General features: G+C 62.2%; 22 protein-coding genes and 2 tRNA genes. 12 read left to right on the forward strand and 12 right to left on the reverse strand.

Annotation, left to right across the window (positions count from 1 at the left end):
- Window positions 1-9 precede the first annotated feature (9 nt).
- From hemW to Cth01_RS03885, 4 genes are all read right to left on the reverse strand, one after another.
- The gene (gene hemW, locus Cth01_RS03870) at window positions 10-1,239 is read right to left on the reverse strand and encodes a radical SAM family heme chaperone HemW (RefSeq protein ID WP_012839580.1); all 1,230 of its coding nucleotides are present in this window, start codon (window positions 1,237-1,239) and stop codon (window positions 10-12) included.
- Between the two features lie 189 nt (window positions 1,240-1,428).
- Window positions 1,429-2,028, reverse strand: a complete 600-nt coding sequence (locus Cth01_RS03875) for a non-canonical purine NTP pyrophosphatase (RefSeq protein ID WP_034377763.1) — start codon at window positions 2,026-2,028, stop codon at window positions 1,429-1,431.
- A gap of 93 nt (window positions 2,029-2,121) precedes the next feature.
- The gene (locus tag Cth01_RS03880; RefSeq protein WP_012839581.1) at window positions 2,122-3,027 is read right to left on the reverse strand and encodes a PP2C family protein-serine/threonine phosphatase; all 906 of its coding nucleotides are present in this window, start codon (window positions 3,025-3,027) and stop codon (window positions 2,122-2,124) included.
- Window positions 3,024-4,055, reverse strand: a complete 1,032-nt coding sequence (locus tag Cth01_RS03885; protein ID WP_034358139.1) for a serine/threonine protein kinase — start codon at window positions 4,053-4,055, stop codon at window positions 3,024-3,026. The genes Cth01_RS03880 and Cth01_RS03885 overlap by 4 nt, the downstream gene beginning before the upstream one ends.
- An 89-nt stretch (window positions 4,056-4,144) precedes the next feature.
- Here Cth01_RS03885 and Cth01_RS03890 point away from each other — a divergent pair, with 89 nt between their 5' ends.
- The 5 genes from Cth01_RS03890 (at window position 4,145) to Cth01_RS03910 (ending at window position 9,766) form a co-directional block, all read left to right on the forward strand.
- Entirely contained in the window at window positions 4,145-5,038 is an 894-nt protein-coding gene (locus Cth01_RS03890) for a YicC/YloC family endoribonuclease (protein ID WP_034377826.1), read from the forward strand.
- Between the two features lie 61 nt (window positions 5,039-5,099).
- Window positions 5,100-5,729: a guanylate kinase gene (gmk, locus tag Cth01_RS03895; protein WP_003062692.1), complete on the forward strand. Its 630-nt coding sequence runs from the start codon at window positions 5,100-5,102 to the stop codon at window positions 5,727-5,729.
- 18 nt (window positions 5,730-5,747) lie between these two features.
- Entirely contained in the window at window positions 5,748-5,951 is a 204-nt protein-coding gene (rpoZ, locus tag Cth01_RS03900; protein ID WP_003052081.1) for a DNA-directed RNA polymerase subunit omega, read from the forward strand.
- A gap of 104 nt (window positions 5,952-6,055) precedes the next feature.
- Window positions 6,056-8,311, forward strand: coding sequence for a RelA/SpoT family protein (locus Cth01_RS03905; protein ID WP_034358144.1), 2,256 nt, complete (start codon window positions 6,056-6,058; stop codon window positions 8,309-8,311).
- A gap of 120 nt (window positions 8,312-8,431) precedes the next feature.
- Complete coding sequence (locus Cth01_RS03910) at window positions 8,432-9,766, forward strand: lytic murein transglycosylase (RefSeq protein WP_034358146.1); 1,335 nt, start codon at window positions 8,432-8,434, stop codon at window positions 9,764-9,766.
- A 131-nt stretch (window positions 9,767-9,897) separates the two neighbouring features.
- Here the strand turns inward: Cth01_RS03910 and greB are convergent, their stop codons facing one another.
- From greB to Cth01_RS03925, 3 genes are all read right to left on the reverse strand, one after another.
- Window positions 9,898-10,464 (reverse strand): transcription elongation factor GreB, encoded by a 567-nt coding sequence (greB, locus tag Cth01_RS03915; protein ID WP_045838671.1) that lies wholly within the window; start codon window positions 10,462-10,464, stop codon window positions 9,898-9,900.
- A gap of 101 nt (window positions 10,465-10,565) precedes the next feature.
- Window positions 10,566-10,642, reverse strand: a tRNA-Arg gene (locus tag Cth01_RS03920).
- 146 nt (window positions 10,643-10,788) lie between these two features.
- Window positions 10,789-10,865 (reverse strand) — tRNA-Arg (locus Cth01_RS03925).
- Window positions 10,866-11,141: 276 nt separating this feature from the next.
- Here Cth01_RS03925 and pdxR point away from each other — a divergent pair.
- Entirely contained in the window at window positions 11,142-12,665 is a 1,524-nt protein-coding gene (pdxR, locus tag Cth01_RS03930; protein ID WP_034377768.1) for a MocR-like pyridoxine biosynthesis transcription factor PdxR, read from the forward strand.
- A gap of 52 nt (window positions 12,666-12,717) precedes the next feature.
- Here pdxR and Cth01_RS03935 read toward each other — a convergent pair whose 3' ends face one another.
- Window positions 12,718-14,154 carry an amino acid permease gene (locus tag Cth01_RS03935; protein ID WP_012839587.1) on the reverse strand — a complete coding sequence of 479 codons (1,437 nt, stop codon included), beginning with the start codon at window positions 14,152-14,154 and terminating at the stop codon, window positions 12,718-12,720.
- A gap of 189 nt (window positions 14,155-14,343) precedes the next feature.
- Window positions 14,344-14,742: a nuclear transport factor 2 family protein gene (locus Cth01_RS03940; RefSeq protein WP_012839588.1), complete on the reverse strand. Its 399-nt coding sequence runs from the start codon at window positions 14,740-14,742 to the stop codon at window positions 14,344-14,346.
- Window positions 14,743-15,496: 754 nt separating this feature from the next.
- On the opposite strand from Cth01_RS03940, the gene Cth01_RS03945 reads away from it, so the two are divergent.
- The 4 genes from Cth01_RS03945 to Cth01_RS03960 all read left to right on the forward strand — a co-directional run bounded on the left by Cth01_RS03945 (window position 15,497) and on the right by Cth01_RS03960 (window position 20,219).
- The gene (locus Cth01_RS03945) at window positions 15,497-16,918 is read left to right on the forward strand and encodes an NAD(P)/FAD-dependent oxidoreductase (RefSeq protein WP_034392176.1); all 1,422 of its coding nucleotides are present in this window, start codon (window positions 15,497-15,499) and stop codon (window positions 16,916-16,918) included.
- Between the two features lie 564 nt (window positions 16,919-17,482).
- On the forward strand, window positions 17,483-18,490 hold the full coding sequence (gene tauA, locus Cth01_RS03950) for a taurine ABC transporter substrate-binding protein (RefSeq protein WP_003062701.1): 1,008 nt from the start codon (window positions 17,483-17,485) through the stop codon (window positions 18,488-18,490).
- A 66-nt stretch (window positions 18,491-18,556) separates the two neighbouring features.
- Window positions 18,557-19,345: a taurine ABC transporter ATP-binding protein gene (locus Cth01_RS03955; protein ID WP_034355629.1), complete on the forward strand. Its 789-nt coding sequence runs from the start codon at window positions 18,557-18,559 to the stop codon at window positions 19,343-19,345.
- On the forward strand, window positions 19,338-20,219 hold the full coding sequence (locus Cth01_RS03960) for an ABC transporter permease subunit (protein WP_034392179.1): 882 nt from the start codon (window positions 19,338-19,340) through the stop codon (window positions 20,217-20,219). The genes Cth01_RS03955 and Cth01_RS03960 overlap by 8 nt, the downstream gene beginning before the upstream one ends.
- Before the next feature lie 147 nt (window positions 20,220-20,366).
- On the opposite strand, the gene Cth01_RS03965 is transcribed toward Cth01_RS03960, so the two are convergent.
- The 3 genes from Cth01_RS03965 to Cth01_RS03975 are packed head-to-tail and all read right to left on the reverse strand — an operon-like array spanning window position 20,367 to window position 23,864.
- Entirely contained in the window at window positions 20,367-22,067 is a 1,701-nt protein-coding gene (locus Cth01_RS03965) for a cobaltochelatase CobT-related protein (RefSeq protein WP_045838577.1), read from the reverse strand.
- On the reverse strand, window positions 22,064-23,047 hold the full coding sequence (locus Cth01_RS03970) for an AAA family ATPase (RefSeq protein WP_045838672.1): 984 nt from the start codon (window positions 23,045-23,047) through the stop codon (window positions 22,064-22,066). The genes Cth01_RS03965 and Cth01_RS03970 overlap by 4 nt, the downstream gene beginning before the upstream one ends.
- Window positions 23,040-23,864, reverse strand: a complete 825-nt coding sequence (locus tag Cth01_RS03975; RefSeq protein WP_034377779.1) for an IclR family transcriptional regulator — start codon at window positions 23,862-23,864, stop codon at window positions 23,040-23,042. The genes Cth01_RS03970 and Cth01_RS03975 overlap by 8 nt, the downstream gene beginning before the upstream one ends.
- A gap of 134 nt (window positions 23,865-23,998) precedes the next feature.
- Here Cth01_RS03975 and xsc point away from each other — a divergent pair, with 134 nt between their 5' ends.
- Both xsc and Cth01_RS03985 read left to right on the forward strand, forming a co-directional pair.
- Window positions 23,999-25,810: a sulfoacetaldehyde acetyltransferase gene (gene xsc, locus Cth01_RS03980; protein WP_003052049.1), complete on the forward strand. Its 1,812-nt coding sequence runs from the start codon at window positions 23,999-24,001 to the stop codon at window positions 25,808-25,810.
- 223 nt (window positions 25,811-26,033) lie between these two features.
- A complete protein-coding gene (locus Cth01_RS03985; protein ID WP_045838578.1) occupies window positions 26,034-26,999 on the forward strand; it encodes a bifunctional enoyl-CoA hydratase/phosphate acetyltransferase in 966 nt (321 codons plus the stop codon).
- The last annotated feature ends 1 nt before the right edge of the window (window position 27,000 follow it).

Consider the following 27,000-nt stretch of genomic DNA (forward strand, 5'->3'; position numbering starts at 1 on the left):
CGCCAGGACTTACAGAAACATTTCCTGCAGGTCGCTCAGAAAGTCAAAGCCGCGTTCCGTGGGCACCACGCGGCCCAGATCCCGGCTGATCAGGCCCTTGGCCTGTGCCTGATCGAGCCCCTTGGCAATGGCCGACATGGGCAGGCCCGTGCGCTCCATGAACTCCTGCAAGGCAAAGCCGCCGCGCAGGCGCAGCGCGTTGAGCATGTATTCAAACGGCAGATCGGCACGCTTGACCTCGTTGTCCTGTGCCAGCGGCGTGCCGGCCAGTGCCATGTCCATATAGCGGGCCGGATCGCGGAAACGCACCTGGCGCACGATGCGGTGGGCAAAGCTCAGCTTGCTGTGCGCACCGGCGCCAATGCCAAGATAGTCGCCAAACTGCCAGTAGTTGCTGTTGTGAAAGCATTGATGGCCGTCCTTGGCATAGGCCGAGACCTCATAGCGCTGCATGCCCGCGGCCCTGGTGCTGGCCGTGATCAGGTCCAGCATCTCATAGGCCGTATCGTCCTCCGGCACCACGGGCGGATATTTGGCGAAATAAGTGTTGGGCTCGATGGTCAGGTGATAGATCGACAGATGCGGCGGTGCAAACGACAGTGCCGTGTCCACATCGCGCTGCAGATCGACCATGCTCTGGCCGGGCAGCGCATACATCAGGTCGATATTGAAGGTCTCGAAATTGTCAGCCGCCTCGCGTACCGCAGCCTGGGCCTGCGCCGCATCATGCACACGGCCCACAGCCTGCAGATAGCGGTCGTCAAAGCTCTGCACCCCGATTGACAGGCGGTTCACGCCGGCCGCCCGGAAAGCTTTGAAGCGGTCCTTCTCAAAGGTGCCGGGGTTGGCTTCCATGGTGATCTCGCAATCGGGCTCCATGCGCAGACGCGCGCGCAGACCGGCAATCAGCTTGTCCATGGATTCGGGCGAGAACAGGCTGGGCGTTCCGCCGCCCATGAAGACGCTGTGCACCGTGCGCCCCCAGATCAGCGGCAGCGCAGACTCCAGATCGGCCATCAAAGCATCGATGTAGCGGTCCTCGGGCAGCGCATCTCCCTTGGCCCAGGCATGGGAGTTGAAGTCGCAATACGGGCATTTCTTGAGACACCAGGGCAGGTGCACATACAGCGACAGCGGCGGCAAGCTGCCCAGCTGCAGCGTGCCAGGCCGCATGTAATGCTGAATATCGCGCTGCACCGCCGCTTCGGCGGTCTCTGTTTGATGCTGAATGGGAATCATGGGAAATATGCTTTTCTAGCGCAAACAAAACCGACGCCGCTAAAACTAGCACACCCCAACCATGGGACAGCAAGCAAGGGCCTAGGCGGCCCCGCCGCCCCGCAGCGAGGCCGTCGTCCCCATCCCGCGAAGCGAGAGAGGGGGAAGGCGCGGGGCCGCCTAGGCAAAGCGCCTCAGGGGAACCGCTGGTTATAACCAGCGCTCTTTCACCATCTCGATCATGGTGCGCGAAGAACGACCGCGATGGCTGTGCGCATGCTTGAGCTCGGGCTCCATCTCGGCAAAGGTCAGGCCCAGCTCGGGAATAAGCAGTACCGGGTCAAAGCCGAAGCCATTGCTGCCACGGCGCTCGGTCGTGAGCAGAGCCTGCACGCGTCCTACGGCAATCAGCGGCTCGGGGTCCTTTGGCGAGCGCACGCCCACCAGGGTGCTGACCATGGCGGCACGGCGGTTGGTCACACCCTGCATCTGCTCGAGCAGCGCACGCACATTGTTGTCGTCGCTTTTCTCGTAGCCGAACTGGGTGCAATAGTAGGCCGTGTCCACGCCGGGCAGACCGCCGAAATGATCCACACACATGCCGGCATCATCGGCAATGGCGGGCAAGCCGGTCTTCTCGGCCGCAAAGCGCGCCTTGGACAGCGCATTCTCTACAAAGGTGCCATAGGGCTCGGGAGCTTCTCCCTCGAACAGATCGCCCTGACGAATCAGCTCCACGCCCAGCGGGGCAAACATGGCTTGCAACTCGGCGAGCTTTCCGCGGTTGTTGGATGCCAGCACAATTTTCATAATAAAAATCCATGGAAGCGCTTATGGCGCTTACGCAATCAGCTATTGATTCAGTAGTTTCAAGCCAGCGCCTATTGCAGCGTGCAACCGTGTTCAGGTCTTGGCTTTCTGGCGCTGTGCCGAACGGCGTATGGCCTCGTTGATCTCAGCAATCGATCGCTCGATGGCCTCGTCGTCGAGCTCATCCTCGCAGTCTTCGATCGGCCCCACCTGTATCGTGGACTCGAAGCCCTGATCCTCGATCTCCTGCGTGGAGATGGAAGACGGCTCGAAATTATTCGGTGTTTCCCATACCAGTGCCAGCACGGTGACATTGTCACTGCCGTCCCCGGCTCGCTTGAGCGCCGTATCGACCAGCATGGGCACAAAGTGGGCCACGGCCTTGCCGTTCATGATCTGGAGAATTTCCGGCGTCGGCACCGCCCCCCAGAGGCCATCGGAGCACAGCATCAGCTGATCGCCCTCCTCAAGCCGCCTTGTCTCGCTCACATCGAAGATGGGCTTGGAAGGCGAGCCCAGGCAGGTGAACAGCACATTGCGGTTGGCAGGCGCCAACGCACCGGAGACCTTGCGCATCTCGCTGTACGAATGATCACGCGTTCGCTCCACGAGCTGCCCGTCGCGCACCCAGTACAGACGCGAGTCGCCGCAGTGTATCCAGGTCACCTTGCCGTCCTGCAGCACGGCCGCCACCAGCGTGGTGCGCGGCGTGTCCATCATGCCCTTGGTGCTGGCATAACGCAGGATCTGGCGATGGGCCTGCAGCAGCGCCTCTTCCAGAAACAGGGCAGGCTCTTCCAGCATGGGCTTGGCCTTTTGCTGAAAAAGCGTGGAAACCACCTGCAATGCTATCTGTGCGGCCACTTCGCCGTCCGGATGCCCGCCCATGCCGTCCGCCAGCACGAACAACGCCGCCTCTCGCGTGTAGCAGTAGCCCATGCGGTCTTCGTTGAGGGCACGGCCTCCGCGGCGGCTGAGCTGGAAGACGGAAAATTTCATGGTTTGCGATTGCTGTCGGTCACCGCTCCACGTTCGGAGCCGCCGAGTTTCTGAAGATTCTTCCTGGCGTCATGCACCATGTTGTCAAACTGCATGCGCATGCGTTCCTGCATGCTGAGCTTGGTATAGCGACGCTCGCCTTCGCGGCTCAGCTCCTTTTGCAAGGCAAACACCGACTGCGGGCGCGAGAGCGGATCCATGGCCATGCACCACTCCACCACCTCGATCAGATTGTCCGAATACACGCCGCGCAGCTTGTTCAAGGCAAGGGCCAGCCGGTCCTTGTCCTGACGCTGCGGAGCTTCATTGGGCGGTATGCCCTGCATGCAGGCATAGATGCAGGCGCCAATGGCGTAAATATCGGTCCAGGGACCCAGCTGGGAATCGCGCCGGTACATCTCAGGGGCAGCAAAGCCCGGCGTGTACATGGGACGAATGAAGTTGCCCTCCTTGGACAGCACTTCACGCGCCGCGCCGAAATCGATCAGCACGGCCTTGTCGTCATTGGTGATGAAGATATTGGCGGGCTTGATGTCCAGATGCAGCATCTTGTGCTGATGCACGATGCGCAGGCCGCGCAGCACCTCGTCAAACAGAGAGCGGATGGTCGACTCCCTGAACACCTTGTCGGCCTTGAGCTCGCGCGCCGTGACGATGAACTCCTGCAGGGTCGCCCCTTCCAGGTAGTTCATCACCATGTAGACGGTTTCGTTTTCGCGAAAGAAATTCAGCACGCTCACCACGGAGGCGTGGGAAATCTGCGCCAGCGAGCGCCCTTCCTCGAAAAAGCTCTTGAGCCCGAGGCGATAGAGGGACAGTTTTTCTGGCGCCACCATGGGCTGCAGTTCGGCAGGCGCCCGAGTGGCAAGCGAAGCCGGCAGGTACTCCTTGATCGCTACCTGCTGGCCATCGGCGTCCAGAGCCAGGTAGACAATCCCGAACCCCCCCGAGGAAATCCTGCGCACCACCCGGTATCCACCTATTGTGCTGCCCGACGGTAGGGGCGCTGGCTTGGTTTTTGTAGACATTTTTTACCGGTAAACCTCAAGGATGATACGAAACCCGGATAATCGGGAAATTGCAAGCATCCATCAAAAGTCCAATGCCAGTTTACAGCATGACCGGATACGCCAGTGCCCAGCACAGCGCATCCGTTGAGGGTGGTCAAGAGTCCCAGTCCAACAGCCGTCTGGGCCTTGAGATCCGCGCGGTCAATAGCCGCTTTCTGGATTTGTCCTTCCGCCTTCCCGACGAACTGCGCGCCCTTGAACCGGCCCTGCGCACCTTGCTCACCGCGCGCCTCAAGCGCGGCAAGGTGGAAGTACGAGCCGCCATCGACGTCTCCAGCAACCAATCCCTGCCCATTCCCTCAGCCACCCAGCTGCAACGCCTGGTGACCCTGCAGGACTCGGTTCAGGCCTGGCTGCCCAAGGCACGCGACCTTTCCGTGGCCGATGTGCTGCGCCTGTGCAGCGGCACCGCCACCGCCGCCACGGACTGGAGCGAGATCGCTCCGTCCCTGGCCGAACAGGCCATCACCGAGCTGCTCGCGGCTCGCGCCCGCGAGGGCGAGCGCCTGGCCGACATGCTGCTCGACCGCATCAAGCAACTGCGCGAACTGGCCAAGACCGCCGCGCCGCTGGTGCCGCAGTTGGTGGAGCAGCAGCGCCAGAAATTCCTGGAGCGCTGGAAGGAGGCCATGGCCCTGGGCGAAGGCTCGGTTGCCCCCGAGGCCGCCCAGGACCGCGCCCTGGCCGAAGCCACGGCCTTTGCCATCCGCATCGACGTGGCCGAGGAAGTCACGCGCCTGGGCTCTCACCTCGACGAAATCGAGCGTCTGCTCAAAAAGGGTGGCGACATCGGCAAGCGTCTGGACTTCCTGATCCAGGAATTGCACCGTGAAGCCAACACCCTCGGCTCCAAATCAGCCACGCTGGAGCTGACCCGCATCAGCGTCGACATGAAGGTGCTGATCGAGCAAATGCGCGAACAAGTGCAGAACATCGAGTAAGCAAGCCCTGGGCGTACCTACCCCGTACGCTCGATTCATGCCCAAAGTCATGCCCAAAGTCATGGACCATCCCGGAAATCTATTTGTCGTGTCGGCACCCAGCGGTGCCGGCAAATCCTCTCTGGTACGCGCCCTGCGTGAATTCGACGCACGCGTCTACCCCTCCGTCTCTCACACCACGCGCGCGCCGCGCGGCCAGGAAAAACATGGCCGTGAGTATTACTTCGTCTCGGACGCCGAATTCGACGCAATGGTCGCCAACAACGGCTTTGTGGAATGGGCCAATGTGCACAGCCGCCGCTACGGCACGGCCAAGAGGTCTCTGGAAGAGCGCATCCAGAGCGGCACCGATGTGCTCCTCGAAATCGACTACCAGGGCGCATTGCAGGTCAAACGGGCATTTCCCAATGCCGTGCTGATCTTCATTCTGCCGCCCAGCTGGGACGAGTTGCGGGCCCGCCTGGAAAACCGTGGCGAGGACGCTCCCGAAGTCATCGAGCTGCGCCTGAAGAACGCCGAAGAGGAAATGGCGCAGGTCGCAAAATTCGACTTCGTTATAATCAACGAACTGTTTGAGAGTGCGCTCTTTGATCTCAAGGCGATCATTCACGCGCAACGCCTCAAATATGCGGCCCAGCGGCGCCTTCGCGCCGACACCTTCGAGTCGCTCAATATCCCTGAATCCAACTGACCGTTCCCGGAGTTCCTGATGGCACGCATTACTGTTGAAGATAGCCTGGAGCAGATCCCCAACCGCTTCCAGCTCGTTTTGGCCGCGACTTATCGCGCCCGCATGCTCAATCAAGGCCATACCCCCAAGATTGAAACCAAGAACAAGGCCAGCGTCACTGCCCTGCGTGAGATCGCAGACGGCAAGGTAGGCCTGGAAATGCTGAAGAAGGTGCCGGGTTGAGCTGTTGCATCGCAGCACCAAAATAGACAATTAAGCACCGCTCGTCGGTGCTTTTTTGTGCCTATCAGCTTGCACTCCATACTTGCAGGCTACATTTAAGGAATATGACAGCGGCCCAGAACTCGACGATTGCTCCTTCCTCTACGGCACCGGCCAAGCCTCAGCGCATGCCCGCTGAACAGGCTGCACGTGTGTCGGCTGCTGCTTTTGAGGGTTTGATGGAGCATCTGGGCTATCTGGATGCCGACAGCGCCGAGCGCGTGCGCCAGGCGTATATCTACGCAGATCAAGCACATACCGATCAGTGGCGCAGCAGTGGAGACCCCTATATCACCCACCCCATCGCGGTCACGGGAATCTGCGCCAACTGGAAGCTCGATGCCCCTGCCCTGATGGCGGCCCTGCTGCATGACTCCATGGAGGATTGCGGCATCACCAAGCTGGACCTGAAGGAACGCTTTGGCGAGGATGTGGCCGAACTGGTGGACGGGCTGACCAAACTGGACAAGCTGCAGTTCAACACTCGCGAGGAAAACCAGGCCGAGTCCTTTCGCAAAATGCTGCTAGCCATGGCGCGCGATGTGCGCGTCATCCTGATCAAGCTGGCCGACCGCACCCACAATATGCGCACCATGAGCGACATGCCGCGCAGCAAGTGGGGCCGTATCTCGTCCGAAACGCTGGAGATCTACGCACCCATCGCTCACCGCCTGGGTCTGAACCAGACCTATCGCGAACTGCAGGACCTGTCGTTCAAGCATCTGCACCCCTGGCGCTATGCCACGCTGGAAAAAGCCATCGGTCGCTCGCGTACACGCCGCCGGGACCTGGTCCATCGTGTGCAGGATGAAGTCAGCACCGCTTTTGCCACGCACAGCCTGTCGGTACGCCTGCTGGGCCGCGAGAGCACGCTGTATTCGCTGTACCAGCGCATGCAGAAGAACCAGCTGAGCTTTGCCAAGGTCACCGACATCTACGGCTTTCGCATCATCGTCCCCAAGACGCTGGACTGCTACACCGCCCTGGGCGTGCTGCACCAGAAATACAAGCCCATGCCGGGCCGCTTCAAGGACTACATCGCGATTGCCAAGAGCAATGGCTACCAGTCGCTGCACACCACGCTGGTCGGCCCCTCCAGCGTCAGCATCGAATTCCAGATTCGAACGGAAGAGATGAACATCGTGGCCGAGGCCGGCGTCGCGGCCCACTGGCTGTACAAGGCGCAACAAGGTCATGACTCCGAGCATCTGTCCACCCAGTGGCTGCAGTCCCTGCTCGACATCCAGAACGAGACCCGTGACGCGGCGGAGTTCTGGGATCACGTCAAGGTCGATCTCTTCCCCGATGCCGTGTACGTGTTCACGCCCAAGAGCGAGATCATGGCCATGCCGCGCGGTGCCACGGTGGTGGACTTTGCCTACGCCATCCACAGCAAGATCGGGCATCGCACCACGGCAGCCAAGATCAATGACGAGGAAGTGCCGCTGCGCACCGAACTCAAGAGCGGCGATGTGGTGCAGATCATCACCTCCGAAACCTCCACGCCCAACCCGGCCTGGCTGAGTTTTGTGAAAACCGGACGCGCGCGCTCCAAGATCCGCTCCTACCTCAAGAATGCGGCCCAGACCGAAGCCGGTCAGCTCGGAGAAACGCTGCTGGCCCAGGCTCTGCGTGCCGAAGGCATTGACAGCGTACCGTCGCAGGACGATGCCAACAAGAACGTCTGGGACGAGATTTTGCGCATCACGGGCAACCGCACGCCCGCAGACCTCATGGTCGATATCGGCATGGGCCGCCGCATTGCCTCGCTGGTGGCGGCGCGTATGACCGCCTTCATGACCAAGCAGGGGGTGCGCCCGGATGCCCTGCTCATCACGCAGGAGCGCTTCAATACGCACAACCGCCCCTTCCAGGGTGCGGTCACGCTCAACGGCGACGAGAGCAGTTCGGTCTATTACTCGCACTGTTGCCGCCCCGTGCCTGGCGACCCGATTCTGGGCTACCTGGGCGGTCAGGGCCTGGTCGTGCACCACGCCCATTGCAACAATGCCATCAAGCTGCGTGAAAAGGATGCCGACCGTTTCATCACCGTGGACTGGTCCGACGACATCACGCGCCTGTTCGAGGCGGGAATCGTGGTTACGGTGCAAAACAACAAGGGCGTGCTGGCCCGTGTGGCGGCAGAGCTATCGAACGCCGAAGCCGATATCGTGCGCGTCGAGATGACCGACGAAGCGGCGATCGGCACCACGGATCTGCGCTTCGTCATCTCCGTGCAGAACAGCGTTCAGCTGGAGAATGCGCTGCGCAATCTGCGCCGCCTGCACTCGGTCATTCGCGCCAGCCGCGTCATGGCCTGACCTCTTCCATGCTCCACAAGGCCGCCTCGGGCGGCCTTTTTCATGGGCGAAAGATTTTGTTGCATTCTGCGGGGGCTATCCCGCCATGCAACAGCCCCCAGGCCACGGCAGCAAGCGACAATGGCATTCATGCTCCAAACCGCACCTTCGCTTCTGAATGTCCGTCAGCCGTTGCTGATCACCGCCATCGCAGCAGCCCTGCTCGCAGGCTGCGCCACCCGGTCCGAGCCTCCTGCAGCGGCGGTGTCCGAACCGGCACAGCCTGCCAAAACAGAGCAAGGCACTGACGAAGCAGCGATGGAAAGTCCCATACAGGCCAGCAACTTCGCACACTGGAAGCAGGAATTCGCCCCACGCGCACGCGCGGCAGGCATTTCGGAGCGCACACTGCGCAGCGCATTGGCCGGTGCCAGACTCCAGCCCAGCATCGTCAGGCTCGACCGCTCCCAGCCCGAGTTCACGCGCACACCCTGGCAATACCTGGATAGCGCGGTCTCCGCACAACGCATCAGGACCGGCAAGCTCAAGATGCAGGAACACGGCGCCAGCCTGCAGGCGGCCAGCCAGCGCTATGGCGTGCCGGCGCCGGTGATTGCCGCCATCTGGGGCATGGAAAGCAATTACGGCAGCAACTTCGGCAGCTTCTCGGCCGTGGATGCGCTGGCCACTCTCGCCTTCGACGGCCGCCGTGCCGAATGGGCGCAGAAGGAGCTCATTGCCGCGCTGCGCATCATCGACAACGGCGACATCGACGCCGCCCATATGATCAGCTCGTGGGCCGGCGCCATGGGCAACACCCAGTTTCTGCCCTCGGTCTTCCTGCAATATGCAGTCGATGCCGATGGAGACGGCCGTCGCGACATCTGGGGCTCCATGGCCGATGTGGCCGCCTCCACGGCCAACTATCTTGCAAGCTCGGGCTGGAACCCCGGCGAGCCCTGGGGCGTTGAAGTGCGCCTGCCAGCCAATTTCGATTACGCGCGCACCGAGCTTTCCACACGCCAGAACAGCAATGCCTGGGCTGCAGAAGGCGTGCAAAGCATGAACGCTCAGGCCTTGCCTGCGATAGCCGGAGCCAGCATCATTGCACCGGCCGGTGCCCGTGGTCCGGCCTTCATGGTGGGCAGCAACTTCCGCGCCATCCTGCGCTACAACAACTCCACCAACTATGCACTGGCCGTGAGCCTGCTCGCATCGCAGCTGGCAGGCAATGGCGGTGTCAGCGCCGAATGGCCGCGCGATCTCAGCGCACTCACGCGTGAGCAGACACGGGCGCTGCAGACCGCACTCAGCCAGCGCGGCTTTGCCACCGGAGCGGCCGACGGCGTGATGGGTCCGGCCACCCGGGCCGGGCTGCGCCAATACCAGCAAAGCGAGGGCCTAGTGGCAGACGGCTACCCCACGCTGGAGCTGCTGCAACGCCTGCAGGCTGGCAACCCATCTCAAAAACAATAGCTTTTAGCGCTTGTTGATCAACGATTTCAATATTAAAACCATCTGAAATCATTGAATATCAAGCGAGTGAAGCTCACAAAATAAAAGCGCAGCTTCCACACGGAAGCCGCGCTTTTTTGTTGCCCCTGAAATCAGGATCGAGATGTGGGCTGAGGATAGCTGACGTCCAGAATCTCCAGCATGCGCACACCGGCCGGCGTGGGCAAGGCCACCTCGTCGCCCACGCGCGCCTTGAGCAGTGCACGCGAAACCGGGGCAATCCAGCTGACCTGGTTCTGCGCGCTGTCCGCCTCGTCAATGCCCATGATGGTGATGGTGCGCTCCACGCCCTCGTCATCGACATAGCTGACCGTGGCGCCGAAAAAGACCTGGTCGCTGCCCGCATGCACGGCAGGGTCGACCACCTCAGCAATCTCCAGTCTCTTGGTGAGAAAGCGGATGCGGCGGTCGATCTCGCGCAGACGCTTTTTGCCGTAGAGATAGTCGCCGTTCTCGGAACGGTCGCCGTTGCTGGCCGCCCAGTGCACGATCTCCACGATCTTGGGGCGCTCGTTGTCGATCAGATCCAGCAGCTCATCCTTGATGCGCTGGTAGCCCTGGGGCGTGATGTAGTTCTTGCCGCCGGCGGGCAATGGCGGCAGAGCGCCGACGTCATCATCGTCGTCGCCGTCCGATTCTTTGGTGAAAGCCTTGCTCATGAGGCCGATCTTCACACAGATCCGTGCTTGCCTTGACCAGCCTCTGTCAAAGCCCGGAAACGAAAAAGCCTCAGAACCTTGCAGTTCTGAGGCTTGTCGTTTGGTGCGGCTGGCAGGAATCGAACCCACGACCCCTTGGTTCGTAGCCAAGTACTCTATCCAGCTGAGCTACAGCCGCTAAGCCTCGAATTATATACAGATTCTGGAGCCGCTCGGTGAAAACCCGGATTTTTCTTCAAAGACATCCAGCACCGGCAATCCTGCCGCAACAGCCAAGGCAGAAACGAAAAAGCCTCAGAACTTTTCAGTTCTGAGGCTTGTGTTTGGTGCGGCTGGCAGGAATCGAACCCACGACCCCTTGGTTCGTAGCCAAGTACTCTATCCAGCTGAGCTACAGCCGCTAAGCCTCAAATTATATACAGATTTTGGAGCCTGCAGAAAAGGTCTCCAGGAATTTCAGATCCCGCGCGCTGCTTCAGGCTTGCGACCACATGAAAAGCCTGATTCCAAGCACATGCATATGCGCTAATCTTGAGCGTTGAAACCGGTCCGCCAGCAAGCTGCTGGCGGCCTCTGCGATGCCGCGTTCATGGACCCCAAAGAGCCAGGCCCCGCGCGTCAGGGCAGCCGGTCGCTCCAGGCCGCCGCACGCTGCGGCAGTGCATTCAGAACCATCAATGACGACAGACAGACAACAGGCCTCGCCTTCGATTCCTCCATCCGTGGCCATGTGGGAGCAGCTGTTTCGCCGCAGCGCCAGGCCCTCTCTGAGCCTTCAGGGTCAGATTCGCGAAATGCTGGTCGATGCCATCCTCACCGGCATTCTCGCGCCCGGCGACGCTATCCCCTCAAGCCGGGAACTGGCCAAGCTGCTGGGCGTGGGCCGCATCACCGTGGTCATGGCCTACCAGCAACTGACCGAAGAGGCCTTCTTGCTGAGCCGCGAGAGAAAAGGCCATTTCATCCACCCCGATGTGCTGCAGGGCCGCACGGCCGAGCGCACGCCGGGCAGCGGCAGGAGCACGGACGCCGAGGCGCACACGGACTGGTCGCGCCGCCTGTGGCTGCGCCCCAGCCTGCAGCGCAGCATCGTGAAGGAAGACGACTGGCAGCGGTTCCCCTATCCGTTTCTCTACGGCCAGTTCGACAAGGAGCTGTTTCCCACGGCCGCCTGGCGCGAATGCTGCCTCAAGTCCCTGGGCGTGGTGGACATCCGCATGTGGGCGCCCGATCACATCACCCGCGACGACGACAGCCTCATCCAGCAGGTGCAGACCAAGATCCTGCCGCGCCGCGGCGTCTGGGCGTCACCCGACGAAATCATCATCACGGTCGGCGCCCAGCATGCGCTGTACATGGTGGCCGATTTGCTGATGCGCGAGGGCACCTCCATCGGCATCGAAAACCCCTGCTACCCCGATGCGCGCAATATCTTCAGCAGCCGCACCTCGCAGGTCATCCCCATTGGCGTGGATGGCGATGGACTGCCTATCGTCAATGCCATGCGCAAGCTCGAGTACCTCTACGTCACGCCCAGCCATCAGTGCCCCACGGGTGTCACCATGCCGCTGGAGCGGCGCGAAGCCTTGCTCGAGGCCGCACAAAAGCACGATCTCATCATCATCGAGGACGACTACGAAAGCGAAAGCAGCTTCGACGAACAACCCATCCCGGCACTCAAAAGCCTGGACCGCAACAACCGCGTGATCTATATCGGCAGCCTCTCCAAGAGCCTGGCACCCGGCCTTCGCGTGGGCTATATCGTGGCTCCGCCCGAGCTGATCAAGGAGCTGCGCGCCCTGCGCCGCCTGATGATCCGCCATCCTTCCACCTTCATCCAGCGCACATTGGCCATGTTCATCTCGCTGGGCCACTACGAGGCCCAGCTGCGCCGCCTCGGCCAGGCCCAGAAAGAGCGTCATGCCGAGCTGACGGCAGCCATGGCTCGCTACCTGCCCCAATGCCGCATCACGCCGGTACGCGGCGGCGGCTCATGCTGGGTGCAACTGCCCGACCATGTGCCCGCGCAAGCGCTGGCACGCCAGGCCGCCGAGCATGGAGTGCTGATCGAGCCCGGAGATGTGTTCTTCACCTCCCCTCGCAACACGGGCAACTTCATACGCCTGGGCTATCAGTCCATTCCCGCAGGACAAATCGCCCACGGCATCAAGGCCCTGGCAGAAGCCATGCACTGCATGTAGAGGCGCAAAACAAAAGCCCCGGACTCAGGGTCCGGGGCTTTTGTGGGTCTCATCAATTCTTGCGCAGCTTGGGCGGAGCCAGCTCGTCGAGCAGCCCCTCGGGACTGATTCCGCGCCGCAAGGCCTGGCGCACGCGATAGGCAATCAGCAAGATGCACAGACTGGCCACACCCAGGGCCAGCGGCGTGCGCTGTTCGGGAATGAAGCCCATGGCCACCACGATGGACAGCATGCCCGCAATCGCCAGCCAGGTCAGATAAGGAAAGCACCACATGCGCACCTTGAGCAGATGCGGAGCCTCGTTCTCCAATCGATAGCGCAGACGCAACTGGGAAATCGCAATCAGGATGTAGACGAAGATGGCAACCGTTCCGTAGGAGTTCACGAGAAAGGCGAACACCTTGTCGGGAGACAGATAGGACATGACGATGGCACCGTAGCCGAACAAGGTGGCCACCAGAATCGCGTACACGGGCACGCCGTTGCGGCTGACCTGGGCCAGCACCTTGGGCGCATCGCCGCGTCGCGTCAGCGCAAACAGCATGCGCGAAGAGGCATAAAGTCCGGAGTTGAGCGCCGACAACACGGCGGTCAGCACCACGGCATTCATGATCTGGGCAGCGGCCGGCACGCCCATGGCATCGAGAGCGCTGACATAGGGCGTGGACATGCCGATGGAGTTCCATGGCACCAGGCAGGCCACCAGCAGCACCGATCCCACATAGAACACCAGCACGCGCAGGATGACCGAATTCGTGGCCTTGGCCACCGCCTTCTGGGGCTCGGCGGTTTCGGCGGCCGCAATCGTCACGATCTCCGCGCCGAAATAGAAGCCGGTCGCGGCCACGGCGCCCGTGAGCACCGGAACAATGCCGTTGGGCATGAAGCCGCCGTTCTGGCTCAGGTTGGCGACATGCATTCCGCTGCCTCCCGGTGTCAGGCCCAGCACATAGACACCGGCAATGAACAGAAACACCACGATGGCGGCCACCTTCACGGATGCCAGCCAGAACTCGCACTCGCCAAAGGATTTGACCGAGACCAGATTGGTCAGCGTCATCATGATCAGCAGGACCAGGCTGATGCTCCAGGCCGGCACGTCGGGCAGCCAGTAACGCACCAGCTCCGCCCCCGCCACCGCTTCGATCGCCACGACGATGACCCAGAAATACCAGTACATCCAGCCCGTGAGAAATCCCGCCAGTTGGCCCACGGCGGGCCGGTCGCGCCAGGCTTCCCGGGCGTACTCGTAAAACGAGCCTCCCGTCATGGAGCAGGCCATCTCGCCCAGCATGCGCATGACCAGCACCACCAGCAGGCCGGTGATCAGAAAAGAGATGACGGCCGCCGGCCCGGCCGACTTGATGACCACGCCACTGCCGACGAAGAGCCCGGCACCGATGACACCGCCCAGGGCAATCATGGTCATGTGCCGCTGCTTGAGACTGTGCGACAGCCCGTCCGGCGACGAATGCGGATTTCCAATCATTTTTGTCTCCTGTCTTGCCGGCCTGGAAATGCCGGTCGCCACGGCTTTATGTATCTGGCTGTGCCTTGCTGCTCATGCAGGCCGTTGCCGTGGTCGTTCAGTTATCTGCTTGAAAATTGTTGCGCGAAGCCATGCGTGCAGCGCCCCCTGCCGCGAGACAAGAATGCGCGCACGCAAACCAGGCTCGTGTCAGGAAATCGCCACAGGCGGGCGATCCTTGCGGTAGGCGTTCTTGACGGCGATCTTGCCGTCGCGGAAGGTGAACACATCGACCATGCGTGCCTCTACACGCAGGCCGTCGGCCTTGGTGCCCTTGAAGGTGCTCTCCGAAACACCGCGCGTGCCTTGCACAAAATGCTCTCCATCCACCCAGGCCGCATCGGGGAATGCCTGCCAGGCCAGCTGAAAGCCCTCACGCACGGCTTCACGACCCACGAAGCTGCGTCCCATCAGATCAGGGCCGGCAACGGCATGAAACTCGCACTCGTCGGCCATGAAGTCCATCAATGCGTCAATGTCATGGCGATTCCACGCGTCGGAGAAACGCGCCAGAAACTGGACATCGGGTTGGGATTCTTGCTTGCTCATATGCTCTCCAGATTGCTGTCATGTCATGGGGGTCGACCATTGCAAAAGCGCCCCCTTTCTATCGAAAAATGCCTGAAATTCCGATGGCTCATGGTAGGTAGCACTGGCTCCATTTCGTAGGGCCAGTTGCCGGCAATCGTTAAGTCCAAGGCCTTGCCGCGCAAGGCAGTGATCCCTCGCGAGATGACGGCGGCGCGCACCGAAAGATGCCTTGAGAAAGTCCGCTTCTCCTCTGAGCGCGACGCTCTGCCCCAGCTCTTGCGGATGCAGACCGAAGCCCGCCGGCAAATGCCTCTTGCGCCGCTTCATTTAGGTGAAAACGATAGGAGAGCATCAACACGCTCAATGCGGTCATCGCTGCCACAGGCGCAGGGGAAGTTCACGACCACGCCCGCTGTCTGCACAGGTGGCGGTGGACTCCAGTGCATACCCCCGAGGTGACGGCTGACACAGCCTGTGTCATGCCGATCTGAAGCAGGCCGGCGCGCAGCCCCGCCCGGCGAGCGCGACTCGATGGGTCGCCCGGTTTGCAGGAGACTCGCTGCAGCCCGTCTGCGGCAATCCCGAGATTCGGATGGCCAGGCTTGCGCGCTGGCTCCATCAAAACCTGTGCCGTGGCCCTAACCAGCTGCACAAGGGGCTGGCTATGCTGCTCTGGACATCGCAAGCAGTGCATCTGCATTGACTTTGCGTCCATCAATTCCATAGCAATAGAGCGCCGCTTCAAACGCAGCCACACCAGGAGACGACCGCCATGAAAGCCGAGGACATCCGCCCCAGCCATCTGAATCCATACGACCCGCAGTACGACCCCCTGGTGGCAAGAAACCCCGGACATGGCGCCGGCTACGCTCCGACCTACTGGGTAGGGACGGCAGGCCGGCCACCCGAGGACGATGGTCCGGTCTGCGGCGACATGGAAGCCGATGTGGTCATCGTGGGCTCGGGCTTCACGGGCCTGTCCACTGCGCTGTTTCTGGCCCGCGAACACGGCATTCGCGCCGTGGTTCTCGAGGCCAACCAGAGCGCCTGGGGCTGCACCAGCCGCAACGGCGGCCAGGGCCAGAATGCCAGCGGCCGCCTCTATCGCTCGCAGTGGATAGAGCGCTGGGGCAAGGACACAGCCCTGAAGCTGGATGCGGAGATCCGCGAAGGATTCGACACGTTCAAGAAACTGGTTGCGGAGTTTCCAGAATGCGAGCCGCAACCGGGAGGGCATTTGTATATTGCCCACCGCGACAGAAAAATGGATTTTCTGCGCAACGAGACCCGCGTCATGCGCGAAGTCTTCGGCTACGACGCCCGCATACTCAGCGTCGATGCTGTGCGCCGTGACTATGTCGATGACGCCGACTGCCGTGGCGCGATGCATGAGCCCGACGGCATTGGCGTGCATCCGCTCAAGCTGGCATTCGGCTATCTGCGCAAGGCCCGCGAGCTGGGAGTGAAGGTGCATCCCGCCAGCCCCGTGCTGGGCATGGAGACACGCAACGGCGTGCATTACCTCCAGACACCGGGCGGCACGGTCAAGGCACGCGCCGTCGGCTTTGCCACCGGTGGCTATACCAGCAACGGCCTTCACCGCAGTCTGCGCTCCAAGATCATGCCGATTCTCTCGAACTCGCTGGTCACCAGACCCTTGACGGAAGAAGAGCTGGCCGCCACCAATTTCAAGACCACGCAAGTCATCACCGACACCCGTACGCTGCGCTTTTACTACCGCAAGCTGCCCGACAACCGCGTGCAGATCGGCAGCCGCAGCGCCGTCACCGGCGCCGATGCGCCCAATCCGGTCCATATGGCCAAGCTGGTCGAGGGCCTGCACCACAAGTTCCCGGCCCTCAAGGGAATCCAGGTGGACTACTCCTGGTGGGGATGGGTCGATGTAAGCCACGACATGATGCCGCGTATCACCCAGCCAGATCCAAGGGAAAGCGTCTTCTATGCGGTCGGCTATGGCGGCAACGGCGTGTCGTTCTCTGCGCATGCAGGCCGTCGCATGGCCCAGCGCATCGCAGGCCAGAACATCAAGGCCTTCGAGTTGCCAATCTACAACTCATCGCTCGAATATCCGAATGTGTTCAATATGGTGCGCTCGGAGGCATTTGCACCATTTCGCCGCATGGGGCAGCGCTTTCTCTACCACTGGTATCACATGAACGACGAGAAGAACTGACCCTGCCAGCCGCCGTTCGGGCTTCACGCAACGAAGAGCACCTTCCGCCAGGAAGGTGCTTTTTTCATGCTATCTACGGATGCGGTGCGGCGCACACCCCGGCGCCCCGGCCACAGGAAAAGCCGCCTCTCTGGCACGCATATTGCGCAAGCATTCATGCCTCTCGGACAGCACAATCCTCCCTCATCTGTCTGCGATCAGTGAAACCACCTAAGCCCATGCAGATGCCGCAAAAACGCCCTTCACCAGGACCGAGATATACCGCGCAAGCCGCGCCATGCAAGGCTTTGCAATGCACGGTCGCGGTGCATGCCGACCCATGCTGCGCGCCCCATCTCAGGCCGTGCGCGACTGGACCTAACGATTCACAGCAACTGGCCCTACTGGCTGCGCAAGGTTGCTCACTACGATCCGCTCAGAAAGCTCTTTGAGCCTCGCGATGCGGCTTTCTACCGGTTCAGCCAGAAGCGGGAATGGGAAAGCAAGTCAGCAAGAGTGAGCACAGCAAGGGTTCTCTGGTCTAAGTCTTCAACCGATATCGCTCTAACCATGGAGAAATTGGCAATGAAAATGCAAAAACGATGGATGCTGAAAGCGGGTGCCGCAACAGCAGCACTGGCCATGACCGGCTTCGCGCTGGCGCAGCAGAAAACCGTGACCTTCGCCAACCAGGACATGCTGGTGCCTCTGCGCTTGGTCATGGAGTCGGGCGAGGTGGAAAAGGAGACGGGCTACAAGATCAACTGGCGCATGTTCTCGGGCGGCGGCGACGTGATACGGGCGATGGCCTCGGGCGACGTGCAGATGGGAGAGGTGGGATCCAGCCCGCTGACCGCTGCCGCCAGCCAGGGGCAGGACATCAAGCTGCTCTGGATCTCCGCGGATATCGCCGGTGCCGAAGCCCTGGTGGCACGCGATGGCGGCGGCATCAGCAATTTCAAGAGCATGGAAGGCAAGCGCATAGGCGTGCCGTTCGTCTCCACCGCGCACTACCAACTGGTCGCTGCCCTGGGCAAGGAAGGTGTCGACGCGCGCAAGGTCAACATCATGAACATGCGCCCGCCAGAGATTGCCGCGGCCTGGGAGCGCGGCGATATCGATGCCACCTTTGTCTGGGATCCGGTACTGGCCAAGGTCAAGCAAAAGGGCAAGGTGATTGCCACCTCCGGCTCCATTGCGCAGATGGGCTATCCCACCTTCGAGGGCATTGCCGTGAGCAGCAAGTTCGCCCAGGAAAATCCCCAGTTCATGGTGGCGTTCATCAAGGCCCTGAATCGGGCCAGCGCCCAGGTGCGCGACAACCTGGCCAGGTGGACTCCCGATTCGCCCGAGATCAAGGCGATTGCCAAATGGAGCAAGGCCGACCCCAAGGACGTGCCCGCAGCCATGGCGCTTTACCGCTTCCCCAGTGCTGAAGAGCAGCTCGGCGTGCAGTGGCTGGAAGGCGGTGCGGCCAAGGCAATGACCAATACTGCAACGTTTCTGAAGTCGCAGGGACGAATCCAGGAGGTCAGGCCCGACTACGCCGCGTACGTGACCAGCAGCTATGTCAAGCAGGCTCTCGGCCGCTGACTGCCCGCCCACGACGACCAACCCCGTCGTGGCTCCCAGCTTTGTTTCACATAGGAGGGCAATGTCATGCCGACTCTGGATATACGTGACCTGACCGTCAATTATGAGGTCAAGGGCGGACACTTGCAAGCCCTGGCCCCCGTCAACCTGACCATGAACGAAGGCGACTTCGTGGTCGCTCTGGGTGCATCGGGCTGCGGCAAGACAACACTGCTCAACTGCATGGCAGGCTTTCTGGCCCCTTCCAGCGGCCAGATCCTGCTGGACGGCAAGCCCATTCAGGGTCCAGGAGCCAATCAAGGGGTGGTGTTTCAGAAGCATGCGCTGATGCCTTGGCTCAATGTGATCGACAACGTCGCGCTGGGACTGCGCATGCGCGGCATGGATCTGAAGCAGCGCACACAGATCGCGGAAGAAAAACTGGGCCTCGTGGGCTTGCAGAACTACGCCAGGCGTGCCGTGTATGAACTCTCGGGTGGCATGCAGCAGCGTGTCGGCATTGCCCGTGCACTGGCCAACGATCCTGCACTGCTGCTGATGGATGAACCCATGGGTGCGCTGGACGCCTTCACGCGCGAGCAGGTTCAGGAAATCCTGCTGCGTGTCTGGCATGCCACCCACAAGATGGTGTTCTTCATCACCCATTCGGTGGAGGAGGCGCTGTTTCTCGCCAGCCGGCTGATCGTCATGAGCCCCAGCCCGGGCCGCATCTCCCATGTCTACGACGACATGCCGTTCTGCCATGAGTTTCTGCGCACCGGCGATGCGCGTGCCGTCAAGTCGCGCCCCGACTTCATCAGGATGCGCGAAGAAGTTCTGAGTCTGATTCACCACCGGGAGCCTGCCAATGTCTGAAGCAGTCCAAATCAACCATCTGCCCGCCACGACAGCGCGCGTGCAGCCCAAGGCCACTGCCCCGCAGGCGTCGGGACCGGTGAAGACCAGTCGCTTCAAGACCCCCGGCGAAGGCTCCAGCCTCGGCATCAGCATCGTCACCGTGGCCTTGCTGCTGGCACTGTGGTTCGCCGCCACCAATCTCGGCTGGATCAAGCCCTTGTTCCTGCCCAGCCCGCAAGCGGTGTTCCAGCAGTTCTATGAATACCTGACCGGGCAGGCCAACGACAAACCGCTGTGGCAGCATTTCTCTGCAAGTCTGCTGCGCGTGACCGTGGCGTTCTGGCTGGCCTTCATGATTGCCGTTCCGCTGGGCATCGCGATGGGAATGTCACGCTTTGCACGCGGCATCTTCGACCCCCCCATCGAGTTCTATCGCCCCCTGCCGCCACTGGCCTATCTGCCGCTGATCATCATCTGGTTCGGCATCGATGAAACGCCGAAGATCCTGCTGATCTTCCTGAGCTGTTTTGCGCCCCTGGCTCTGGCAGCCCGCTCGGGCATGCGCAGCGCAGCACAGGAGCAGATCAACGCCGCCTATTCGATGGGAGCGAGCTACTTCCAGGTGATCCGCCATGTGATCTTGCCGGCGGCCCTGCCCGACATTCTGGTGGGCATGCGCATTGCCATCGGCTTTGGCTGGACAACTCTGGTTGCCGCCGAAATGGTGGCGGCGAACGTGGGTCTGGGTCAGATGGTGCTCAACGCCTCGAACTTCCTGCGCACCGACATCGTGATCATGGGCATCATTGTCATCGGCGTGATCGCCTATGTGTTCGACCTGTTCATGCGCTGGGTCGAAAAGCGCCTGGTTCCATGGAAGGGACGCATGTAAGTCCGGTCGATTCCCCGGCGGGGATGGCTCCGGCAAGCAGACAGCGGGCAGGCATTGCGCCTTCCCGCTTTTCTGTTTTCCGTTGTTTCGGCTGGTCGCCTGAGCTTGCTCGGCCTTGTGCGATACCTGTCGCACGCGCCATTCCCGTCATCGTTTACACAGCATCTCGGCCACCGAAAACAGCAAGGCCTCGTCGAGATCGTGCTGCAGATCGACGGCAAGCCTTTGACGGTAGAAGACCCCCAGATCCAGCCCGACGCCCAGGGCGCAGACCTTCATGCCTCCCATGCGTTCCTGGGCGGCAAGAACCTGCCTCAGATGCTGATCCAGATAATGCTCGTCATTGGCCTGATGGGTGGCCGTATCCATGGGACAGCCATCGGAGATGACCAGCAGGATGCGACGTTGCGCGGCCTTTGCACGCAGCCTCTGGCACGCCCATTCCACCGCCTCGCCGTCGATGCCTTCACGAAAGATGTCGGGCTTGCGCAGTGCCGCAATGCCGTGCCGGGCATGACGCCAGGGCCTGGCACCGTCCTTGAAGACAATGTGCAGGCGCTCGTTGAGACGCCCCGGAAACTGCGGCTGGCCGGCGCGCTGCCAGCGGCGGCGTGCTCTGCCGCCATTCCAGGCCTGCGTGGAAAAGCCCAGTATCTCCACGCTTGCGCCGGCCATCTCCAGCGCCCGCCCCAGCACGTCGAGCAATAGCGACAGGGGCCTGGCATAGGTTTTCATGGAGCCCGAGCAGTCCATGAGAATGGTGACGGCGGTCTCGTTGACGGGGCGCTGCATTTCGTCCTTGAAGATCGCGCGCTGCTGCGGGTCCGTTACCAGCTGGGACAGGCGGCTGCCGTCCAGATGGCCTTCCTCCAGCCCGAAGCTCCAGCCGTTGCGCTGCGTGCTGGCCAGGCGCTGCTGCAGATAGCGTGCCAGCCGCCCGGCCTGCAGCAATCCCGAGCGCGCCAGCTCCTCGTCCATCTGCTCCCGGAACTGGGCCAGCTGCAGCGCACGGATCAGCTCGGCGGCCTGCACTTCCCTATCGAACTCGCGCGTGAAAACCCGGTAGCTTTGCGCTGTGCCGGTCCATGCCCGACTGTCGCCGCTTTGCGCCACGGGCATGCCGTCCTGACTCTGGGACTCAAAGTGCAGAGGCAGGGCAAAACTGCTGCGCCGCCTGGGGCCGCCGGCACCGCGCGGCGCATCGTCCTGCGCCGCACGCACCGCCATGCCGACCCAGCGGCTGACGGCCAGGGCAGGCTCGACAAACTGCTGCTGCCGGTCTCTGGCGCGCCGCAGCCGATCCCAGTGCCGGCCCAGCGGAGAAGCCATGGACATCCGCGTGGACTCCACCAGATCGGCCATGCGTTCCGGTATCTCATGCCCGGTCAGTCGGCTCCAGGCCGTGATGGCCACCGTAAACAGCAAAATTCCCAGACTGCTCTCCGTCAGGCCGGAATCCATGAAGGCCTGGCACCAGTTCACAAAGCGCTGGCGCATGTTCTCGCGCGCTCCGGGCCATGTCTCGGGAACCAGGCTCTCCACGCGCAGCTGCTCCAGCAGCTCGAACACCATGCGCTCCACCGGTTCCTGGGGCAGATGAGCCTGGAATAGTGCCTGGTCGCTCCAATGCAGACGCAGTCCCATGCTGTCGAGCAGGCCGCGCTGATCCGTCTGCTGCACCGGCACCTGGCTATGATGGGCCGCCGCCTGGAGTATGGGCGTGGTGCCGCGATACAGCGTCTGACCGCTCCATTGCAGGCTGGCGTCGCCGGTTACGGCGCGCAGCATGGCGCCACCCCAGGCTTCCATGCGGGACAGCGAGGCAGGGCCGGAGGTCCCGGCGCTCATGCCAGAAACGCCAGTGCTGGTTCTGCGGGCTGCGTCAGCTCCTGGGCAAAGCAGCGCTGGAAATATTCGCTCACGATGGCGCGCTCTGCAGGCTCGCATTTGTTGAGGAATGACAGCTCGAAGGCCTGCCTCAGGTCATGGAAGATGGCGATGTTCTCGGCCCAGGTAATCACCGTGCGCGGAGACATCAGCAAGGACAGATCCCCCACTGCAAAGCCCTTGCGTGTCAGCCCGGCCAGCGCCACCATGGCGTCCACCTTGCGGCGCCCATCGGCCGTGGCAAGCTCCGGCACACGCGCCAGCACGATGGCCGCCTCCTCGGCCGGGGGCAGATAGTTCAGGCTGGTGACCAGATTCCAGCGATCGAGCTGGGCATGGTTGAGCTGCTGCGTGCCGTGATAGAGCCCGTTGAGATTGCCCTGTCCCAGAGTGTTCATGGTGGCAAACAGCCGAAAACAGGGATGCGGCTGGATCACCCGCTTTTGATCGAGCAGGGTAAAGCTGCCTTCACGCTCCAGAACCCGCTGGATGACAAACATCACATCGGGGCGTCCGGCGTCGTACTCATCAAACACCATGGCCACGGGCCGCTGCAGCGCCCAGGGCAGAATGCCTTCCTGGAACTGGGTCACCTGCTTGCCTTCCTGCAGCACGATGCTGTCCTTGCCCACCAGATCCAGGCGGCTGATATGACCGTCCAGATTCACGCGCACGCAGGGCCAGTTCAACCTGGCGGCCACCTGCTCTATATGCGTGGATTTTCCCGTGCCGTGCAGGCCCTGAATGACAACGCGCCGGTTGTGCGAGAAGCCCGCCAGAATGGCCTGCGTCACCTGCGAATTCAGGCGGTAGGCCTTGTCAATCGCGGGAACATGTTCGCCCGGCTCGGCAAAAGCCGGCACGGTCATGTCCGTGTCGATGCCAAATACATCGCGCACGCTGACGGTACGGGTGGGCTGCAGCAGGCTCAGGTCAGTCATCATCGGCTTCCGGTGGAACGTCATCGTTAATGCGGGCGATCGCCGCGACGGCCGCCTGCAGCTTGGGAAGAAAGGACAAGGCCTTCTCCTTGGAAAAACGCATGATGGGCGCCTGCACCGCAAGCCCCATATTGGAGTTGCCATGGGGTGCGGGCACCAGCACGCCAAGGCACAGCAGCCCGGGCAGGAACTCCTCGTTGTCGAAGGCATAGCCCTGGGCGCGCACCTGATCGAGCTCCTGCTCCAGCGCCTCGAAGGTCGTCAGCGTGTTGCCGGTGAACGCCTCCAGCGGCACATTGGCCAGCAGCCGGCGGCGCTGGGCGGGCGACATCTGGCTCAGGAACAGCTTGCCCGTGGCCGAACAGTGCGCGGGCACGCGCGAGCCCGGATGCAGATAAAAGCGCAGCGGAGCCGGCGTCTCCACGCGGTCCAGATACAGGACCTCGCTGCCCGAAAAAGCCGTGATGTTGCAGCTCTCGCCGAGCTCGCGCACCAGCTGGGTCAGCACCGCATGCCGCGCGCCATGCGTGGTGTTGTTGAGCAACACGTTCTCCGCCAGCCGCATCAGCCGCTGGCCCGTGCCGTAGTGGCGGCCGTTGCCATCTCTTTGCAGGATTCCGGCGCTTTCCAGCTGCGCAAGCATGCGGTGCATGGTCGGCTTGGGCAAGCCTGTCTCTTCCACCATGGTTTGCAAGGTGAAGGGCTGGCTCTTCTGCGCCACGGCTTCCAGCAGCGCGAACAAACGCAGATTGGGCGTGTCTCCGTCCAGGCGAGCCGAGGGGATGTCTTCGCTGTGCTTCATATCGTTGTCGATCATATTAATTTCCATTTTTCGAGTCAATTTATTCCATAAAAAGAAATTTACTTGCACAAAAACAAAAAAATGCCATAGACTGACATCGTTATTTCTTTTTTCGGAACCATAGGTTTCAAATTTTCAAGGAGACAGAGATGGCTGCAACGGACAATCGTAAAGTGGTTGAAGGCGTTCACAAGATGACCCCTTCGGAAGCATTCGTGGAAACCTGCGTCGCCAATGGCGTCAGCGAGATGTTCGGCATCATGGGTTCCGCCTTCATGGATGCCATGGACATCTTCGCCCCCGCAGGCATTCGCCTGATCCCGGTGGTGCATGAGCAAGGTGCGGCCCACATGGCCGACGGCTATGCCCGCGTCTCGGGTCGCCACGGCGTGGTGATCGGCCAGAACGGCCCCGGCATCAGCAACTGCGTGACCGGGATTGCAGCAGCCTACTGGGCGCACAGCCCGGTGGTGATCGTGACCCCCGAGACCGGCACCATGGGCATGGGCCTGGGCGGCTTCCAGGAAGCCAATCAGCTGCCCATGTTCCAGGAGTTCACCAAATACCAGGGCCATGTCTGCAACCCCAAGCGCATGGCCGAGTTCACGGGCCGCGTCTTCGACCGCGCCATGTCCGAGATGGGCCCGACCCAGCTCAATATTCCGCGTGACTACTTCTACGGCGAGATCGAGTGCGAGATCCCCAAGCCCATGCGTGTGGACCGCGGCCATGGCGGCGAAGCCAGCCTGCAGGCCGCCGTGGAGCTGCTCAAGACCGCCAAGTTCCCGGTGATCCTGGCCGGCGGCGGCGTGGTCATGGGCGATGCCGTAGAGGAAGCCAGGCAACTGGCCGAGCGCCTGGGCGCACCCGTGGCCACAGGCTATCTGCGCAACGACGCCTTCCCTGCCAAGCACCCGCTGTGGGCCGGCCCTCTCGGCTACCAGGGCTCCAAGGCCGCCATGAAGCTGATCGCCCAGGCCGACGTCGTGATTGCGCTGGGCTCGCGCATGGGTCCCTTCGGCACCCTGCCCCAGCATGGCATGGACTACTGGCCCAAGACCGCCAAGATCATCCAGATCGAGGCCGATCACACCAATCTGGGCCTGGTCAAGAAGATCGCCGTGGGTATCAACGGCGATGCCAAGGCCGTAGCGGCCGAACTGAGCAGGCGCCTGGCCGATGTGACACTGGGCTGTGACGCCACCAAGGCAGCGCGCGCCGACACCATCGCCACGGAAAAAGCCGCCTGGGAGAAGGAGCTCGACGGCTGGACCCACGAGCGCGACCCCTACAGCCTGGACATGATCGAAGAGGCCAAGGGCGAACGCACGCCGACCGGCGGCAGCTATCTGCATCCCCGCCAGGTGCTGCGCGAACTCGAAAAAGCCATGCCGGCGCGCGTCATGGTGTCCACCGACATCGGCAATATCAACTCGGTGGCCAACAGCTATCTGCGCTTCGACGAACCGCGCAGCTTCTTCGCCCCCATGAGCTTCGGCAACTGCGGCTATGCCCTGCCCACCATCATCGGCGCCAAGTGCGCAGCCCCCGATCGCCCGGCCATCGCCTACGCCGGTGACGGCGCCTGGGGCATGAGCATGATGGAAATCATGACTGCCGTGCGCCACGACATTCCCGTGACCGCCGTGGTGTTCCACAACCGCCAGTGGGGTGCGGAAAAGAAGAACCAGGTGGACTTCTACAACCGCCGCTTCGTGGCGGGCGAGCTGGAGAGCGAAAGCTTTTCCGATATCGCCAAGGCCATGGGCGCCGAAGGCATCGTGGTGGACCACATCGAGGACGTGGGCCCGGCACTGCAAAAAGCCATCGACATGCAGATGAAGGAAGGCAAGACCTGCGTGATCGAGATCATGTGCACCCGCGAGCTCGGCGATCCCTTCCGCCGCGATGCCTTGTCCAAGCCTGTGCGCATGCTGGACAAGTACAAGGACTTTGTCTGACGCCGTCTGACACCCCCTGAGGCGCTGCGCGCCTTCCCCCTCTCTACCCGCTGCGCGGGGGAGGGGGACGACACCCTCGGTGCGGGGCGGCCCTTCCTCGGTGTCCCTTGGTCGGGCCGCGCCAGCTTCATGCGCCTTGGGTAAAGCGCAAGGCCCTCGAAAGCCGACTCCCAGACCCCCTGCGTTGCTCGCGCCGGGCCCTGTACTTCCCGCAGGAGCATTCATGACTCCCCCACTCTCTCTTGCCGTGGCCGCCGACGACGCGCCCGCCACGCCTCGCCCTCATCTGCAGCACCTGCAGGAGCTCGCCCGCGCCAAAGGTCCGGTCGCCGTGGCCGTGGCCTACCCCTGCGATACCGGCTCTGTGCAGGCGGCCCTGCAAGCGGCGGAGGCCGGCCTGATCAGGCCACTGCTGGTAGGACCGCGTCAGCGCATCGAAGCCGCGGCTCGCTCTGCGGGTCTCGATCTGTCTGCCGCCGAGATCCACTCCACGGCGGACGACCCTCGCATCGCTGCGGCCCAGGCCGCAGCCCTGTGCCGCGATGGCCAGGCCCGGTCCCTGATGAAGGGCAGCCTGCACAGCGACGATCTGCTCGGCGCGGCCGTGGCGCGCGAAGCCGGCCTGCGCGGCAGCCGCCGGGCCAGCCATGTATTCATCATGGACATCCCCGGCTATGACCGCCCGCTGCTGATGACCGACTGCGTGGTCAACATCTTCCCCAGCCTGATGGAAAAGCGCGACATCGCCCAGAACGCGGTCGATCTGGCGCAGGCCATAGGCATAGTCCAGCCACGCGTGGCCCTGCTGTCGGCTGTGGAGACCGTCAACCCTGCCATTCCCGGCACCATCGATGCGGCAGCCCTGTGCAAGATGGCCGACCGCGGCCAGATCACGGGCGGGATCTTTGATGGTCCACTGGCCTACGACAACGCCATCTCCCTGCATTCGGCACACAACAAGGGCATAGTCTCCGATGTCGCCGGTCGCCCCGATATCTTGCTGGCCCCCAATCTGGAAGCCGGCAACATGATCTACAAGCAGCTGGTCTACATGGCCGACGCCGAATGCGCGGGCCTGGTTCTGGGCATGCGCGTGCCCATCGTGCTGACCAGCCGCTCCGACTCCGTGGCCAGCCGCATCGCTTCCTGCGCCCTGGCCGTGCTGGCCAGCGCAGGGATGCAGGCATAGA

This window comes from Comamonas thiooxydans, assembly GCF_000964545.1.
Classification (GTDB): domain Bacteria; phylum Pseudomonadota; class Gammaproteobacteria; order Burkholderiales; family Burkholderiaceae_C; genus Comamonas; species Comamonas thiooxydans.

Excerpts from the sequence above, each read along its gene's own strand:
- hemW (WP_012839580.1), bottom strand. The coding sequence starts at position 1,239 with ATGATTCCCATTCAGCATCAAACAGAGACCGCCGAAGCGGCGGTGCAG.
- Cth01_RS03875 (WP_034377763.1), bottom strand. The coding sequence starts at position 2,028 with ATGAAAATTGTGCTGGCATCCAACAACCGCGGAAAGCTCGCCGAGTTG.
- Cth01_RS03880 (WP_012839581.1), bottom strand. The coding sequence starts at position 3,027 with ATGAAATTTTCCGTCTTCCAGCTCAGCCGCCGCGGAGGCCGTGCCCTC.
- Cth01_RS03885 (WP_034358139.1), bottom strand. The coding sequence starts at position 4,055 with ATGTCTACAAAAACCAAGCCAGCGCCCCTACCGTCGGGCAGCACAATA.
- Cth01_RS03890 (WP_034377826.1), top strand. The coding sequence starts at position 4,145 with ATGACCGGATACGCCAGTGCCCAGCACAGCGCATCCGTTGAGGGTGGT.
- gmk (WP_003062692.1), top strand. The coding sequence starts at position 5,100 with ATGGACCATCCCGGAAATCTATTTGTCGTGTCGGCACCCAGCGGTGCC.
- rpoZ (WP_003052081.1), top strand. The coding sequence starts at position 5,748 with ATGGCACGCATTACTGTTGAAGATAGCCTGGAGCAGATCCCCAACCGC.
- Cth01_RS03905 (WP_034358144.1), top strand. The coding sequence starts at position 6,056 with ATGACAGCGGCCCAGAACTCGACGATTGCTCCTTCCTCTACGGCACCG.
- Cth01_RS03910 (WP_034358146.1), top strand. The coding sequence starts at position 8,432 with ATGGCATTCATGCTCCAAACCGCACCTTCGCTTCTGAATGTCCGTCAG.
- greB (WP_045838671.1), bottom strand. The coding sequence starts at position 10,464 with ATGAGCAAGGCTTTCACCAAAGAATCGGACGGCGACGACGATGATGAC.
- pdxR (WP_034377768.1), top strand. The coding sequence starts at position 11,142 with ATGACGACAGACAGACAACAGGCCTCGCCTTCGATTCCTCCATCCGTG.
- Cth01_RS03935 (WP_012839587.1), bottom strand. The coding sequence starts at position 14,154 with ATGATTGGAAATCCGCATTCGTCGCCGGACGGGCTGTCGCACAGTCTC.
- Cth01_RS03940 (WP_012839588.1), bottom strand. The coding sequence starts at position 14,742 with ATGAGCAAGCAAGAATCCCAACCCGATGTCCAGTTTCTGGCGCGTTTC.
- Cth01_RS03945 (WP_034392176.1), top strand. The coding sequence starts at position 15,497 with ATGAAAGCCGAGGACATCCGCCCCAGCCATCTGAATCCATACGACCCG.
- tauA (WP_003062701.1), top strand. The coding sequence starts at position 17,483 with ATGAAAATGCAAAAACGATGGATGCTGAAAGCGGGTGCCGCAACAGCA.
- Cth01_RS03955 (WP_034355629.1), top strand. The coding sequence starts at position 18,557 with ATGCCGACTCTGGATATACGTGACCTGACCGTCAATTATGAGGTCAAG.
- Cth01_RS03960 (WP_034392179.1), top strand. The coding sequence starts at position 19,338 with ATGTCTGAAGCAGTCCAAATCAACCATCTGCCCGCCACGACAGCGCGC.
- Cth01_RS03965 (WP_045838577.1), bottom strand. The coding sequence starts at position 22,067 with ATGAGCGCCGGGACCTCCGGCCCTGCCTCGCTGTCCCGCATGGAAGCC.
- Cth01_RS03970 (WP_045838672.1), bottom strand. The coding sequence starts at position 23,047 with ATGACTGACCTGAGCCTGCTGCAGCCCACCCGTACCGTCAGCGTGCGC.
- Cth01_RS03975 (WP_034377779.1), bottom strand. The coding sequence starts at position 23,864 with ATGATCGACAACGATATGAAGCACAGCGAAGACATCCCCTCGGCTCGC.
- xsc (WP_003052049.1), top strand. The coding sequence starts at position 23,999 with ATGGCTGCAACGGACAATCGTAAAGTGGTTGAAGGCGTTCACAAGATG.
- Cth01_RS03985 (WP_045838578.1), top strand. The coding sequence starts at position 26,034 with ATGACTCCCCCACTCTCTCTTGCCGTGGCCGCCGACGACGCGCCCGCC.